At 41.9% G+C, this 14,496-nt stretch carries 15 protein-coding genes; 9 read left to right on the forward strand and 6 right to left on the reverse strand.

The features are described from left to right. The first annotated feature begins 38 nt into the window (after positions 1-38). Positions 39-791 (forward strand): PIG-L deacetylase family protein, encoded by a 753-nt coding sequence (locus ACZ5OK_RS01230; protein WP_464758755.1) that lies wholly within the window; start codon positions 39-41, stop codon positions 789-791. A 460-nt stretch (positions 792-1,251) separates the two neighbouring features. Here ACZ5OK_RS01230 and ACZ5OK_RS01235 read toward each other — a convergent pair whose 3' ends face one another. Continuing rightward, the gene (locus ACZ5OK_RS01235) at positions 1,252-3,369 is read right to left on the reverse strand and encodes a heavy metal translocating P-type ATPase (RefSeq protein WP_343843117.1); all 2,118 of its coding nucleotides are present in this window, start codon (positions 3,367-3,369) and stop codon (positions 1,252-1,254) included. A 233-nt stretch (positions 3,370-3,602) separates the two neighbouring features. On the opposite strand from ACZ5OK_RS01235, the gene ACZ5OK_RS01240 reads away from it, so the two are divergent. Next, positions 3,603-4,097, forward strand: a complete 495-nt coding sequence (locus tag ACZ5OK_RS01240) for a GNAT family N-acetyltransferase (protein ID WP_343843118.1) — start codon at positions 3,603-3,605, stop codon at positions 4,095-4,097. 52 nt (positions 4,098-4,149) lie between these two features. Here ACZ5OK_RS01240 and ACZ5OK_RS01245 read toward each other — a convergent pair whose 3' ends face one another. The 4 genes from ACZ5OK_RS01245 to ACZ5OK_RS01260 form a co-directional block, all read right to left on the reverse strand. Then, positions 4,150-4,689: a GNAT family N-acetyltransferase gene (locus ACZ5OK_RS01245; protein ID WP_343843119.1), complete on the reverse strand. Its 540-nt coding sequence runs from the start codon at positions 4,687-4,689 to the stop codon at positions 4,150-4,152. A gap of 20 nt (positions 4,690-4,709) precedes the next feature. Further along, complete coding sequence (locus ACZ5OK_RS01250; protein ID WP_343843121.1) at positions 4,710-6,503, reverse strand: M3 family oligoendopeptidase; 1,794 nt, start codon at positions 6,501-6,503, stop codon at positions 4,710-4,712. Between the two features lie 88 nt (positions 6,504-6,591). Next, positions 6,592-7,251 (reverse strand): MOSC domain-containing protein, encoded by a 660-nt coding sequence (locus ACZ5OK_RS01255; protein ID WP_343843123.1) that lies wholly within the window; start codon positions 7,249-7,251, stop codon positions 6,592-6,594. A 314-nt stretch (positions 7,252-7,565) separates the two neighbouring features. Continuing rightward, entirely contained in the window at positions 7,566-8,567 is a 1,002-nt protein-coding gene (locus tag ACZ5OK_RS01260) for an LLM class flavin-dependent oxidoreductase (protein ID WP_343843125.1), read from the reverse strand. Positions 8,568-8,713: 146 nt separating this feature from the next. Here ACZ5OK_RS01260 and ACZ5OK_RS01265 point away from each other — a divergent pair, with 146 nt between their 5' ends. The 5 genes from ACZ5OK_RS01265 (at position 8,714) to ACZ5OK_RS01285 (ending at position 12,809) form a co-directional block, all read left to right on the forward strand. After that, positions 8,714-9,274, forward strand: a complete 561-nt coding sequence (locus ACZ5OK_RS01265; RefSeq protein ID WP_343843127.1) for a Rossmann-fold NAD(P)-binding domain-containing protein — start codon at positions 8,714-8,716, stop codon at positions 9,272-9,274. A 72-nt stretch (positions 9,275-9,346) separates the two neighbouring features. After that, positions 9,347-10,264: a cysteine hydrolase family protein gene (locus ACZ5OK_RS01270; protein ID WP_464758271.1), complete on the forward strand. Its 918-nt coding sequence runs from the start codon at positions 9,347-9,349 to the stop codon at positions 10,262-10,264. A gap of 26 nt (positions 10,265-10,290) precedes the next feature. Further along, the gene (locus ACZ5OK_RS01275) at positions 10,291-10,989 is read left to right on the forward strand and encodes an ABC transporter ATP-binding protein (protein WP_343843131.1); all 699 of its coding nucleotides are present in this window, start codon (positions 10,291-10,293) and stop codon (positions 10,987-10,989) included. Continuing rightward, positions 10,982-12,403: a hypothetical protein gene (locus tag ACZ5OK_RS01280; protein WP_343843132.1), complete on the forward strand. Its 1,422-nt coding sequence runs from the start codon at positions 10,982-10,984 to the stop codon at positions 12,401-12,403. The genes ACZ5OK_RS01275 and ACZ5OK_RS01280 overlap by 8 nt, the downstream gene beginning before the upstream one ends. Continuing rightward, positions 12,393-12,809 carry a VOC family protein gene (locus ACZ5OK_RS01285; RefSeq protein WP_343843133.1) on the forward strand — a complete coding sequence of 139 codons (417 nt, stop codon included), beginning with the start codon at positions 12,393-12,395 and terminating at the stop codon, positions 12,807-12,809. The genes ACZ5OK_RS01280 and ACZ5OK_RS01285 overlap by 11 nt, the downstream gene beginning before the upstream one ends. Before the next feature lie 7 nt (positions 12,810-12,816). Here the strand turns inward: ACZ5OK_RS01285 and ACZ5OK_RS01290 are convergent, their stop codons facing one another. Further along, positions 12,817-13,434, reverse strand: a complete 618-nt coding sequence (locus tag ACZ5OK_RS01290; RefSeq protein WP_343843134.1) for a class I SAM-dependent methyltransferase — start codon at positions 13,432-13,434, stop codon at positions 12,817-12,819. A gap of 276 nt (positions 13,435-13,710) precedes the next feature. Here ACZ5OK_RS01290 and ACZ5OK_RS01295 point away from each other — a divergent pair, with 276 nt between their 5' ends. Beyond that, positions 13,711-13,956: a glutaredoxin family protein gene (locus ACZ5OK_RS01295; RefSeq protein ID WP_343843135.1), complete on the forward strand. Its 246-nt coding sequence runs from the start codon at positions 13,711-13,713 to the stop codon at positions 13,954-13,956. Between the two features lie 71 nt (positions 13,957-14,027). After that, a complete protein-coding gene (locus ACZ5OK_RS01300; protein ID WP_343843136.1) occupies positions 14,028-14,375 on the forward strand; it encodes a YppG family protein in 348 nt (115 codons plus the stop codon). Positions 14,376-14,496 lie beyond the last annotated feature (121 nt).

Genomic DNA, 14,496 nt, shown 5'->3' on the forward strand with positions numbered 1-14,496 from the left:
TAATAAAGCATAATACTTAGTAAATTGAGGTGACACGGATGATCCCCTTTGAAATACCTGATCCTTTTAATATGAAACGGGCATTATTTATCCAACCTCATCCTGATGACAATGAAATTGGTGCTGGGGCGACAATTGCGAAACTTGTATCCTCAGGGGTAGATGTACATTATCTCACAGTAACTGACGGGGGTTCAGGGAGTAATGATGCCAATTTATCAACAAGAGAAGTCATTGATAATAGAAGAAAAGAACAGAAAGAAGCAGGTGCACTTCTAGGTGTAAATAAGTATCATTGGTTAGACTTTCCCGATGGCCATTTGTATGATAACGAAGAATTACGAGCAAAATTAGTCGGTGTAATTCGGAAAGTGCGGCCTGACATTATTTTCACTGTAGACCCATGGCTCTCCTATGAAACACATATGGATCACATTATTACAGGAAAAGTTGCATCTTTTGCAGCTCGTACAAGTGGGAATTTTCGATTTTATCCCGAGCAACTACAAGAGGGGATAAAGCCGCACAGTGTTCAAGCGATAGCCTATTATACTACTAATAACCCCAATACATTTATTAATGTGGATAGGTTTTGGGAGCAAAAGATAAAAGCAATTCAAGCACATAAGAGTCAGTTTACAGGTGAATACCTTACATTTGTGACAAACTACTTTGCAAACAAAGCAATGCAAATAGCAAATCAAGCCGACGGAGAATGTCGATATGCAGAATGTTTTAAGATTTTACCTCCGATATTGTTACATAGTAATGTAGATGCTATTGATATGTAAAGGCTAAAAGAAAAGACGTTGAATCATATCAATATCACTAAGTCTAGTACAGATTTCAAAATATAAGGATGAGAAAGAGTACCAAAAAAGTATTGACTTAATTAACAAAGAGAAAGAAATACAAGAATTATTTAGTGCATTTCAATCTTTATTAGTTAGTGAGAAACAGGAGATAAACGAAGAAAACTTTGTAGAAAAGAAAATAATAAATAATTATTAACATTTACCCCTTCTTCAAGTGACGGATACGATTGCTCAATAAGACAACCCCACTTAGAGATGGTTTTATGAAGATAACCAACATCCAAGATATGGTTGCATTAGTTGAAGAATATAAAAAGCGCTCAGCAATTGGTACCACCCGCCAAAAGTTAGAGTAATAAATCTAACTTACGGGGATCGGCACCTTTCTGAGCGTTTTGGTTTTTCGAAATAGAGTTAGGGCTTTAGAATCCTTCTACTATTGATTCTTGACCCGCAAAAGCCTTAATGCGTTCAGGGTTACCAGCAACGTGGCTCCCATGTCAGCGAATATAGCAATCCATAGGGTTAACCATCCCGGAATCACCAGCAGTAATGCTACAAGTTTGATCCCAATAGCAAAGCTGATATTTTGCTTTATGATGGATAGAGCTCTTTTGCTTAGACGAATAGTGAATGGGAGCTTGGACAGGTCATCTCCCATTAAGGCAAGATCAGCTGTTTCGAGAGCGGTGTCAGTGCCTGCTCCCCCCATTGCAATGCCCACATCAGCTGTTGCAAGGGCTGGGGCATCATTAATCCCATCGCCAACCATGCCGACTTTTCCATATTTCTTTTGATATTCTTTAATAAAATTCAATTTTTCCTGGGGCAGCAGCTGAGCCTTTGTATGTTTGACCCCAATTTCCTTTGCTATAGCGTTAGCCGTTTGTTCATGGTCACCTGTAAGCATAAACGTATTGGACATATCCAGATTATGAATCTGCTTCAGGATACTTTGGCTTTCTGCTCTTGGTTCATCTCTTACTGCAAAGATCCCTATAATATCGGATTCATCACCATAGAGCATTACGGTTTTCCCATCTTCCTGAAGACTTGCGATTTGCTGGTTTACAGAATCAGCTGTACCACGCTGAATTATATCAAGGGCTAATTCAGCATTTCCCATCCAGTAGGTTTTATTTTCAAGCTGTCCTTTAATCCCTTTTCCTGTTATAGAAGTGAAATCGGCTATGTGAATACCCTCTGATACTCCCATGTTTTCTGTATAGGCAACAAGAGCCTGCCCTAATGGATGCTGGGAATGAGATTCCAGGCTTTGAATGATGGCTAAATGCTTCCGATGATCTTCATCCTTCAGCCATTGTACATCAGTAACTTTTGGTGTTCCATTCGTCAGCGTCCCGGTTTTATCAAAAGCGATGGCATTTAATGCACCGATTCCCTCAAGATAAATTCCACCTTTAATCAATACACCATTTCGTGCAGCTGTCCCGATAGCAGTTACGATGGCAACAGGTGTAGAAACGACCAGTGCACAAGGACATCCAACCACTAATACGGCAAGCCCCTGATAAATCCAGTCGCTCCAAGAAGCCCCAAATAGTGGCGGAATGACAGCCACCAGAAGAGCGATAGCCATGATTGCTGGTGTATAATACTTGGCAAACTTATCAATAAATGCTTGTGCAGGTGCTTTTTCGGACTGGGCCTCCTCAACAAGATGAATGATTTTAGCGAGGGTAGTATCTTCAGAGGTTTTCGTTACCTCAACTTCCAGGAAGCCTTCTTCGTTTAAAGTTCCCGCGAACACTTCATCCCCTGGCTGCTTAGCCACAGGGACAGATTCACCAGTGATGGCCGCCTGGTTTACAGCTGAGCTTCCCTCTGTAACGATTCCATCCATAGCAATTTTCTGTCCGGGCTTTACCAATAATGTGTCGTGAACCCGGATATCCTCTACTGCCAGCTCTGTCTCCTCGCCATTACGGCGGACAGTGGCGTGATTAGGGGTTAAATTCATAAGGGATTGAATCGAATCCCGTGCTTTATCCATAGAAAAAGTTTCAAGCTTCTCACTGATGGCAAACAGGATAACGACAATGGCCCCTTCTCCCCACTCGCCTATAATCACTGCACCCGTCACGGCGATAGCCATAAGGGTATTCATATCAAAATCAAGACGGAATAAATTTTTATATCCGTTCTTAAGAAGAGGGTAGCCGCTAATGAAAATGGCACCGAGAAAAGCGAGCAGTGTATAAAGGTGGTGGTCACCAACCTCTTCCTTGGACAGATATCCGACAAAGATTAATAGAGTTGAGATCATTAACAGGCTGTATTTTTGCCAGAATGATTCCGGTTTTTCATTTTGTCTGCTTTTATCAGACTTTATTTTTAAATTTTCAAATGCTCCTGCTTTTTCCAGTTCTTCTATGGTTGTCTCACCAAAGACAGTAACTTTCGCCGCGCCAAAATTTACTTTTGCATCTTTCACACCATCCAGGTGCTTCACGTTCTCCTCGAACTTTCCGGCACAATTTGCTCAGGTTAATCCTTCAATACGATAAATGTCTTTTTGACCATATTCAGCCATGATGATTCACCTCCTTGAAGCTCTGTAGTGTGGATAGCATTGTAAAATGATCTTTCACTCGTATCGTATAGTAACGATTGTAAATGTCATTGTTAAAAAAGTCTGTAATCTTGATTGTATTATATTCAACGGTTATTTGCGAGTCAATGAAAGGAAGAAATGAAAGACATTTGGTTTGAAATGCTATATAATGTTGAAAAAATCTTTTTAATCTGGCATCAGGGAGGATAAACATGATTCGGGAAGCCTTATACTCAGATATACCAGTGATTATGAATCTGGTAAAAGCATCTATAGAGATCATGCAGGAAGAGGGAAATGATCAGTGGGGGGAGGAGTACCCGCTTGCTGAGCACTATGAAGGTGACATAAAGGCAAATCAACTATATGTATATGAGGATGAGGAAGGTGTAAAAGGGGCTGCCTGTATTAGTGACCATGGGCATCATGAGTATCATGAGATTGCCTGGTCCTATGATGAACCCTATCTTTGTATCAAACGCCTGGCTGTTGATCCATTAGAACGAAAAAGCGGGATTGGGCTTTCGTTTTATGAAAAGGCCCAGGAGTTGGCTCTGGCACAGGGAATACATACGATTCGTACAGATACCTACTCCAAAAATAAGGGTGCAGTAAGGCTGTTTGAAAAGGCTGGTTATCATTTTGTTGAAGAGAGAATCAATGAGGGGAAGGAAGCACCGTTTTATTATTATGAAAAAAGATTCTAAACATCATAAAAAGCCTAAATGGGGAGTCATACCATTTAGGCTTATTATGAAGTCACTTCCAATCGCGAGCCAGCATTGAATAGAGGACAATATCATGAAACTGACCGTAAAGGTTTTCGCCATCTCGCTGAATGCCTTCCTGAGTAAAATGTAGACGTTCAGGAATAGCTCGGCTCTTTTTGTTATTCACTCCACAGCGTATTTCGACACGATTTAGCTTATATTCTTTAAAACTATAGTCAAGTAATCCTTTTGCTGCGCGTGTAATTATACCCTTTCCCTGGTAATCTTCTGCAATCCAGTACCCAAGAGAAGTCTGTTTATTACCCCAATCAATACCATGGTAGCCAATCATACCGGCGAGTTCTTTGTTATATAAAATACCAGCCTGGAAGCCGTCATTATCGGCAAATTGCTTAAGCCACATGTCAATGACAGGTTTGTAATCGTCAGGGGAATTCATTTTGTCCACCCAAGGGAGCCATTGGCGCAAATAGGACCGGTTATGGTGGACAAGTTCAAATAATTCTTTAGAGTCCTTATGTTCCAACAGTTTTAATTCTAGATTTTTATCAATGGTAAATGTAAACATTAAATCATCCCCCTCGTATTTTAGTGAGTCAGCTTCAAAAAGGCTTCCACATCTTCCATACAAAGCTTAATCCCTTTCTCCCAGAAGGCTTCTTTTGTGATATCCTCACCTAAATGCTTCATGACTAAATCTTCAACAGGCATAATGGCTGTATCACGAAGCAGAGCCATATATTTTTCTTCGTAGCTTGCCCCTTCTTCACGTGCCTTGGCATAAATGCTTAAAGAAAACAGGTAGCCAAAGGTGTATGGAAAGTTATAAAATGGAACATCTGTAATATAGAAATGGAGCTTGGAGGCCCAAAAATGCGGATGAGCTTCTCCAAGGGTATCTGCATAAGCTTCCCGCTGTGCTTCCTCCATTAACTCATTCAGACGTTGAGCCGGAACAATACCCTGTTTTCGTTCCTCATAAAACCGTGTTTCAAACAGGAAGCGGGCGTGAATGTTCATAAACATTGCCACACTCCTCTGTAGCTTAGCTTCCAGAAGTGATTTTTTCTGTTCATCGGTTTCCGCCTCTTGAACGGCTGCATCTGAAACAATCGACTCGGCAAAGGTTGATGCGGTCTCGGCCACATTCATGGCATAATCCCGGTTTAAAGGATGCGTATTTTGTAATGTGTAAGTGTGAAACGCATGCCCTAATTCGTGAGCTAATGTGGCTACATTGGACATGGAACCGTTATAGGTCATGAAAATTCTTGATTGATCACTTAATGGAAAGGAGGTACAAAAGCCACCTGGACGTTTGCCAGGGCGATCTTCTGCTTCAATCCATGAATCATCCAATGCCTTTTCGGCAAACTGAGCCATGTTCGGACCAAACGTGCGGAAATGCTTTATAATAAATTTCGCCCCTTCTTGAAAGGATAAGGTCTGATCTGCGCTGGATAGAGGTGCATTCAAATCTTGCCAGTCCAGCTTGTCTTTCCCTAAGAGTTCTGCCTTTCGATTCAGATAATCTGCAAATGGCTTTTTATGTTTCGCAATCGCATTCCACATCGCATTAAGCGTTGATTTTTTCATACGATTGTATTCCAGGGGTTCCTTTAGTACATCATCCCAACCCCGCCTTTCATAGACATTAAGTCTGAAACCGGCCATATGGTTTAACGTTTTGGCAAAAAGCTCTTCTTTTTCACTCCAGGCTTCTTCCAGACGGTCAAACACCTCTTTTCGAACCTCAGGGTCACCGTGTGCAGAGAGGTTGTCTGCCTGTCCAACCGATACCTCCTGTTTCTTCCCATCCAAAGTAACCGGTATCGTCATAGATCCGACAATCGTATCATACATTTGTCCCCAGCCATGATAGCCATCAACAGATAAGGATTCAATGAGAGCCTCTTCTGTTTCTGAAAGCTTGTCTTTTGCATTTTTACGCCACTCATTTAATACAAAGGTTAGTTCTGATAGCTTCGGATGCTGCAACAAATCAACCCAGACCGCATCGTCAGTTAATGCTAATTTTTGCTGCAGGATGTTGAAAGCTGTGGAGAACTGGGCACTTAAATCGGTCATTCGACTTCTAAGGACATTGGCTTGTTTATCATGGATGTCCTGGGCCTCTAAACAGCTTACAAAAGCTCCGGCTTGTTCCAGATTCATCAGGATATCTTTTCCCTGGTCAATGAAATCAGCTACTGTATTTACATCATCACTTTTACTGGGCGTTTCAAATGCTTGCAGCTCTTTGGAAAAGTTATCGGTCATGCTGCTTAATTGTTCTAAATGATGGTGGAATTCCGGTGATTGACTTCCACCTGGAAAGATCGATTCTAAATCCCATACCTCTGAATAATTCGTTTTGCTCATGTTGCTCCTCCTTCTATTTGTTCTTGTATCAATGTGTGCTCCATCCGCTGTAATGGAAGGTGACTTAGTCCATCATTAAAAGAAGAATTTAAACGAATTTGTTGGCTATCCGTTTTTCCAGTGACTTGCGTAAAGTTTTGGATAGCCCATCTACAGCTAAAATTTCTTCTATTTTTTCCTGGTTTTTGGGGTCAAAAAATTTTACATGGTTCACAAAGGAAACAGAAACTTGAGTTGCGTCTCGTTCTTTTAGATATAAGGCATCACCAGGATTTACGTAGCCTTCCTCAAGAACCCGGAGTAAAAATCCTGTATTACCCTGATCCCTCATTAGCCTCGCTAAATCCGGAACGTTATAGCGGGTGGCAATTTTATGGCAAGGGGTACGTGGCTCTGTCACTTGAATGACGGCTTCTCCCAATTGAAAGATATCCCCTATATGGGTGTTGTCCTCGGTTATTCCTGTTGAACTGAGATTTTCCCCGAATAAGGCGGTATGGTTTTCAACACCCTCTAAAATTTCCTGCCAGTATGTATAATGCTCAGATGGATACAGGCACAAGGCTTTTTCTGTACCTCCATGTCCTTTAAATTCCTGCTGATCTTCAAGAAAGCCCGTCTTACTGACATAAGCGGGTTCTGTGATGGGACGTTTGCGCATCGCTGTCTTCAAGGTTTTTTCACCATAATGCAGGGTTTCGATTCTTCCAACATTGATGGACTTAAGCGGAAAGGCTTTATACTTCATTGTGAGTTCCTCCAGAATTTATCACGTATTAACTGGCCGTAATACCCCTACTTCAAGTCTTGAGGGTACCCCAACAAGACGAAGTGGGGGATAAACGGCCAGTAAATTCCTGATAAGTTCAACTAACCATCAGTGGGGGATGGAGAAAACCCCCACTGATAGAAGTTTCACTTTATGGAATTATGTAGTATTTTAGCACAAATTTCATCGGTAACGTTTGATTAATTATAAAATTCTGTTAATCCATACACAAAAAAATCTCCCAAATAAAATTGGGAGATAAGCTGTGGGAACGAACTTCAAAATTTGTATCCTTAAACTTCCTCCTGAAAAGCATCCATAATCAGTTTGTAGGATTCGAAGCGTTTTTCAGCAGAAGTGGCAATGGTATTAACAATGATTTCTTCAACTCCATAGGACTGAGCCAGCTGTTCAAGCTGTTCCTTCACCTGCTTGGGATTCCCGACAATCATACGCTGGCGATTATAACGGACCCGCTCAAGTTCGAAGGGGGTATAGGGATAATCCATAGCTTCCCCCGGTTCAGGATATTCATGACGGAAATCCCCATTTTCCACGCGTAACAGCTGAAGATCAAGGGTGCTGGCAAGGTATTCAGCTTCCTCCTCTGTTTTGGCACAGACGACAAAAATCGCTACACTTCCCTGTGGCTCCTTCTGCTGGGCAGATGGCTGAAAGTGTTCATAATAATCCTTCATGGCATCGATGCCACCGTCCCCATTAATAAACTGTGCAAAGGTGTAGGATGTTCCTGACTGTGCAGCAAGGGATGCACTGTTGGTACTGGAGCCCAGCATCCAAATGGGCGGGGCTGTATCCCCAAGCGGTGTAGCAGATACTTGATAGGTCGGGTGTTTTCCTCCCCGTATATAATTCATTAATTCCTGCACCTGCTGAGGATATTCTTTGACATTCGGATATTTTCCTTTATTTAAAGCATAATTCACGCCAGGCATCCCTCCCGGAGCTCTGCCCACCCCCAGGTCAATTCGTCCAGGGTATAACGATTCCAGAACACGAAAAACCTCTGCAACCTTATAAGCGCTGTAATGGGGGAGGAGTACGCCTCCTGTACCCACACGAATATGTTTTGTATGAGCCGCTAAATGAGTGATAAGAATTTCAGGTGCTGAACCGGCGAGCATTTTTGTACTGTGATGCTCCGATACCCAAAAACGGTGATAACCAAGTTTGTCTGTCCATTGGGCAAGCTCGGTTGTCTGCTTGAGGGCATCCCGGGCGGTTGCACCAGGTAATAGTGGTGATTGGTCCAATACACTTAATTTTATTGACATATATCCCATCCTTTGAAAAGTTTCCCTTTATCCTTATTTTTCCCCTTATAGAAAATAAATTCAATGATCCTGCCTGGAGGGGAAAAGAGGATTTTGCTGCTGTATAGCTAATTAGAATAATAGGACGATGAAAAGGGAGGGTTCATATGTCACAGGGACATGCGCTTGTGATAGGTGGAACAGGCATGCTCTCAGAGGTAACAGTGTGGCTGAACAATAAGGGCTATTTTGTTTCTGTTATCGGCCGAAGAAAAGAGCGGTATCATCAATTAATGGAAAAGGTGGAATCGCCGGAGAATATCTCAAGCATTCTGGTTGATTACCATAAGACAGATGAACTGAGGCAGGCTTTAACAGAAGCCATAGAAAATCATGGAGCTTTTGACAGAGTGGTCGCCTGGGTGCACTCTTCTGCACCTGACGTGATCCCCACGTTATTAAAACTACAAGAACAATATCATAGAGAAAAAGGGTTTGAATTGTTCCATGTCAAATCGAGTACTAGTTATTTTGTTGAAGAAGAAACACCTGAACTTCCTGACGGCTGTACATATTCTGAAATTTTTCTGGGCTTCAAACAATCTTCAGGACATTCCAGGTGGCTTACTCACGAGGAAATTTCAGAAGGGATAAAGGACTCCATCCATCATAGCCGTCCTCAGACCATTGTGGGGCAGATAGAGCCCTGGGAACAGCGGCCCCATTAGGAAAAATAAAGTTAATCAAACGTTTGTTTAATAAGAAATTGCTTAGATAAATCAGCAGAAAAAGGAGGAAGAATGATGAGTCTGCAAGCATTTGAAAGAATAGTAGATGTCAACCGGATTGGGGAGCCTGACAACCAGCCATTAGGGAGTCTGCTTGCACAAAACCAGTCTGCCCGGAAGTCCAGCATGGATCAGGAAAAAACCCTCTTATTAGCCATTGATTTGCAGAATGATTTTATGGATGCAGGAGCATTGGGGGTTCCAGGGGCAAAGCAGGACATGGAGCGGCTGCTGCATTTTATGTACCGGCATTTTGAAGACATAACCCATGTCATGGCATCGATTGATACTCATAAGCCTCAGCAGATTTTTCATCCCTGCTGGTGGCATGATGACAAAGGAAATGAACCGGAGCCTTTGACCATTATAGAGTGGAAGGATGTCAAAGAAGGAAAATGGTTGCCCCGTTTTTATCCGGAGCAAAGCAGAACTTATGTGCAAAAGCTGGAAGAGACAAGCAAGCAGAAACTGTGCATTTGGCCCTATCATTGTCTAAAAGGTTCCTATGGCGTCGCACTGGAAGGACAATTCGCGCGTATGGCCTATGTACACTCCTTATTGAGGGATTATGAGTTGAAAACCGTTGTGAAGGGAGAAGACCCACTGAGTGAAATGTATGGCATCCTTCAGCCTGAATACAGCGAAAAGAATTTAGTAAGAGAAGACGTGGTTGAACAAATCAAATCCTATGACAATATCGTGGTTGCAGGACAGGCTAAGTCCCACTGTGTCATTGAGACGGTCAAACAGATCATTGAACATTTAAAGAAAGACCGAAACCATTTCCATCATCTTTACGTATTAACAGATTGTATGAGCTCCATCCCGGGATTTGAAGAAGAAACCAATAAGGAATTTGCCCAATTAAAGGAGGACTATGGGATGCAGCTCATTACTTCCGAAGAGTGGGCGAGCTTTAAGGGCAGGTAAAATTTCTCGAAAAGGATGTACTGGAAATGGAATATGTCTTGGAAGTAAAGGATTTACAGCTGACGATTCAAAAGGAAACGATTATAAAAGGTATTAGCTTTCGCGTTCCAAATCGCAAAATTGTTGCGCTTATCGGTCATAATGGAGCAGGGAAATCCACGACCATGAGGGCGATTATGGGCTGGCATGAAAAGAGTGAGGGAGAGATTTTGCTTCAGGGAGCATCCCAGGATGATGATTTTCTTTATTTTAAAACCCTTTTCTCCTATATCCCCGAGGAGCCCGTCCTGATGCCGGAATTAACTGTATTTCAGCACTTTCAGCTATATGGAGCAAGCTATCAGATTGAAGAAAAGAAACTCCAAGAACGTGTGAACGATTATACAAGGGCATTTGAAATTCAGGATAAGCTGAATGAATTTCCAGAAGCGCTGTCAAAAGGGATGCGTCAGAAGGTCCAGACCATTTGTGCATTGCTTCCGGACGTTCCCTTGCTATTAATTGATGAACCGTTTATGGGACTGGACATTTATGCTTCGGAGTTTCTGACAGATGAGCTGAAAAGAAGGAACCAGGAAGGAATGTCGATTCTGTTAACGACTCATCAGATGGAAAAGGTGACGGACCTTTGTGATGAATATGTATTACTTGCTGACGGACATATTCTTGAGGCAGGGAATATTGAGGAATTTAACGGCTTAACAAGGAGAGAAGCAGATGAGTAGGACACCTGCTTTATATCCGACGCTAAGATGGATTAGAAAACAACGCTTCAGAAAAAAGCTTGGTTTATATAAACAGGTGCTCGGGTTTTTGGATGTAACAATGTCCATCTATTTAGCTGTGTTTGGTGTTATTTTTTTCATTGCTATCAGAGATCAGCTGCAAGGTTATGAAGCTTTCTTTTCAGTTTTTGAGCAGCTTTCCTTTGAGTGGGTATTTACGATCTTTATTGCCGTTCTGCTCCGTTCCCTTTTCATTTCCTTTAGAGACCCGGGTTTTTACATAACAACAACTGAATTTCAATTAAGTCTTTTGCCGTATTCCCGTGAAAAAATTTGGCGATATAACGTGATAACAAGATTAACAAAAGGAATGGCATTGCTCATTCTGATTCATCTTTTTCTTTACCTTCTGACACCAATACATTCAGAAACAATCATCCTGTTATTCATCGGTCTTTTATCAGGTCAGGTTTTAGGACTCATCATCCAATGGAAACTTTTTCAAATAAGTGGAATAAGAAAAATGTGGACAGTTCTGAGTGGTATCATCTTTTTAATTGGGTTAAGGACGCTGGTTTTGTTTTCGTCTGTTTCCGTTATTCCCGTCATGTGGCTGAGCGTAACTGCTTCCATTCTGCTCGCTATTTTTTTAATGACCAACCAGCCTTTGAAGCACGCAGATTGGTCTAAAGTTATTAGTTATAGTGATGCGGTCATCTGGAACATGCTGATTATCCAGCAAATGACCAAAGTTTCAATCAAGCCTCCGAAAAAATATCATCTGATGACTAAAGTATTCCAGGGTGAAAGGGCGAAAAAGCCGTTTCCATACCAACTCTCTGATATTACACCGCGGTTATGGCGAACGCTCTTTAAGGATCAGCTGGATGTCGTAATTAGAACGCTTGGAGTTGTGTTCCTGGTAATCGTGGGATTTGGATTTCAGGGAAGGTGGCAGCTGGGAGTAGCTGTGGCTGTCACGGTTTTTGTCTTAAATCAGATTGCGGCCAGCTTATTTATGTATCAATTTCAGCAACCTATGACTCGCGTTCTTCCGTGGCCAATGCTTGACTGGTTCAAATCCTATCACAAGTGGTTTTTATGGATCATCATCTTATTAATGTTGTTGATTGGCAGAATGGAGTTTATGTATGGGTTGAGTGTGCCGGCCGTTCTTCTGAATCTCTTATTCTGCTATCTATGGTTCTCGCTTGATCTGGAGATGTGTGTTGCTCCGAAAGTAAGAAGACTCATGGGGATCTGGCAGGGGAATGACTGGTTTTTTGCCGTAAGAATCATCGGAATGATCGTGATTTTCCTGACGATTTATCATCCTTGGCTGAGCCTTGTTTTTTCTCTTGTCATTATCGTTATCCGCACAGGCAAATGGGCTGTGATTCCAAATGAAAAATAGATTGAAAGAAGGGATATGTATGTCGAATGACTTGAAACCGGCTGTTCATGCTGTGTTTGTGCATGTCAAAGAACTGAAAAGGGCGGCTAGATGGTACAGCCAACTGTTGGAACTTCCATATCAGGAGGAAAACGTTCAATCCCCGGTTTACAATCTGCCATTAAAGGAAGGGGTTTACCTGACTTTAGATGACCACAGCTTTGATCCCCGCTTTGAATTCAGCCCATCTAAGCTTCCTGCGTTTAACTTTTTCTCACACGATCTTTATTCAACGTATGAGTGGGTAAAGCAGGAAGGGATAGACGTAGAGCGTGAACTGGAGAGGCATGGGGATTTTGGCTGGTTTCACATCAGTGATCCGGATGAAAATGTCATCATGATTTGTGGAGATATCGTCACGGAATAAGGTCCGTTTACTTTTTACACACGGCAATACCCAGAGGATAGTGGACGTTTTCCTGTCCTGGATGTGGTTCAATGAGTACACCATTCTGATAGAAGAAAGAGCATTGTCTATAGTCCGAAAACAGCTCGTGGAATTCAGAAGGAGTAAGCTGATGAACGTGGAAAGGTGAACCACATTCCTTTCCTCTTCCTTTTCCAAAGGGGGTTGAAACAAGGAGTGTTCCGCCGGGCCTTAATAATTCATAGTAATTGTTCAGCAGGCTCTCCTCCTCAGCAATGTGCTCCAATGTTTCAAAGCTTGTGATTGTATCAAACTGCCCCAGCTGTTCCGGCAGACCTGGATCTTTTGCATCATTCACTTGGAAGCTCACCTTTGGATGATGATACCTTCCCTTTGCATATTTAATGACATCCGCATCAATATCTATACCAATAACCTCATCAACGTTTTGCTTCAATCGTTTCGCCATGAACTGACTCCCGTATCCTGCGCCACACGATAGATCTAAGACTCGTCCCTTAGCATAAGATAAAGAAAACTGGTAACGGGCAATATGTTCAAGTAACAGCATGTTTGTCGAGTCCATGTAATCGGGGATCACTCGTTCTCCTGTGTCCTGTAGCATGTAGGTCAACTCCTTTATATCATGTATAAAAGCATAATATCATATTTATTTAACAGGTTTAATTTATCATGTATTAACGAGCTGTAATCCCCCCACTGAATGAAGACTTACATTACTGAGCCTTTTGATTAAATGCACTGGAGTGACACCCGTGCATTTTGTCATGGTTTAAATTCCTGCTGTCAGGGAAATGCTTCATAGTTTAAGATAAGCAAATCATGGGTATCAATAAATGTAGGACAGCATGGATGCCAAGTTAAATTGAGGTGAGCGCTGGTGACACAAAAGGAAGTTTTACTTTATACAAGTGACAACTGCGAACAAGGCTGGAAGATTAAGCAGTTGTTAAATGAATGGAATATTCCGTTCCAGGAAAAAAATATATCAGAAAATCGATCCTATTTAAAAGAGCTTCAGGCCGATAAGGTGTATGCAACGCCAGCAACCTATATCAATGGTGAACGGGTATTAGGTTATCAAAAAGAGACACTGGCACGTCTTATTGGTCACCATAACATTTAAGGAAATCATCACACACCCCAATTCGCTATATCATAAATTATAGTGAGGTTAATAATAAGGGGGTGTTCTGTATGCAGCGGAATTGGAACCAGCAGCCAAATCCTTTTCAGCAAATGTACCCTCCACAATATCCTTATCAATCACCTAACTATCCAAAACCAAATCCAGGAATGAATTCTCCGTATGAATCTTTTCAAAAGCCTCCAATGCCTATAGGACAAAATTCAATGCCACCAAACCAGATGGGAGGGCCTTATCCAAAAGGAGCCAATCCATTTTTACAGGCCTTTCAGGATCAAAATGGCCAAATGGATTTTGATAAGGTGTTTTCAACCGTGGGGCAAGTTGTTGATACCGTCAATCAAGTATCCCCGATTGTAAAACAGGTAGGCTCCTTTATGAAAAACTTCAAAGCGTAAAAAGAGGCTGGTATCAGGTCCCTTGTTTAAGGGGCTTTATCAGCCTCTTTTTGTGCTGTTTCGTTTGGTAACTGAATGGTGGATGGATAAAAGGGAGGAAGTGACTTGATTATATGTGTAT

It is taken from the genome of Salinibacillus aidingensis (assembly GCF_055393355.1).

What these genes read in the sequence shown, in the direction of transcription:
- ACZ5OK_RS01245 (WP_343843119.1), bottom strand. Translation starts at nt 4,689, where the DNA reads ATGTTTACATTTACCATTGATAAAAATCTAGAATTAAAACTGTTGGAA.
- ACZ5OK_RS01255 (WP_343843123.1), bottom strand. Translation starts at nt 7,251, where the DNA reads ATGAAGTATAAAGCCTTTCCGCTTAAGTCCATCAATGTTGGAAGAATC.
- ACZ5OK_RS01280 (WP_343843132.1), top strand. Translation starts at nt 10,982, where the DNA reads ATGAGTAGGACACCTGCTTTATATCCGACGCTAAGATGGATTAGAAAA.
- ACZ5OK_RS01265 (WP_343843127.1), top strand. Translation starts at nt 8,714, where the DNA reads ATGTCACAGGGACATGCGCTTGTGATAGGTGGAACAGGCATGCTCTCA.
- ACZ5OK_RS01270 (WP_464758271.1), top strand. Translation starts at nt 9,347, where the DNA reads ATGATGAGTCTGCAAGCATTTGAAAGAATAGTAGATGTCAACCGGATT.
- ACZ5OK_RS01260 (WP_343843125.1), bottom strand. Translation starts at nt 8,567, where the DNA reads ATGTCAATAAAATTAAGTGTATTGGACCAATCACCACTATTACCTGGT.
- ACZ5OK_RS01250 (WP_343843121.1), bottom strand. Translation starts at nt 6,503, where the DNA reads ATGAGCAAAACGAATTATTCAGAGGTATGGGATTTAGAATCGATCTTT.
- ACZ5OK_RS01230 (WP_464758755.1), top strand. Translation starts at nt 39, where the DNA reads ATGATCCCCTTTGAAATACCTGATCCTTTTAATATGAAACGGGCATTA.
- ACZ5OK_RS01285 (WP_343843133.1), top strand. Translation starts at nt 12,393, where the DNA reads ATGAAAAATAGATTGAAAGAAGGGATATGTATGTCGAATGACTTGAAA.
- ACZ5OK_RS01300 (WP_343843136.1), top strand. Translation starts at nt 14,028, where the DNA reads ATGCAGCGGAATTGGAACCAGCAGCCAAATCCTTTTCAGCAAATGTAC.
- ACZ5OK_RS01275 (WP_343843131.1), top strand. Translation starts at nt 10,291, where the DNA reads ATGGAATATGTCTTGGAAGTAAAGGATTTACAGCTGACGATTCAAAAG.
- ACZ5OK_RS01290 (WP_343843134.1), bottom strand. Translation starts at nt 13,434, where the DNA reads ATGCTACAGGACACAGGAGAACGAGTGATCCCCGATTACATGGACTCG.
- ACZ5OK_RS01240 (WP_343843118.1), top strand. Translation starts at nt 3,603, where the DNA reads ATGATTCGGGAAGCCTTATACTCAGATATACCAGTGATTATGAATCTG.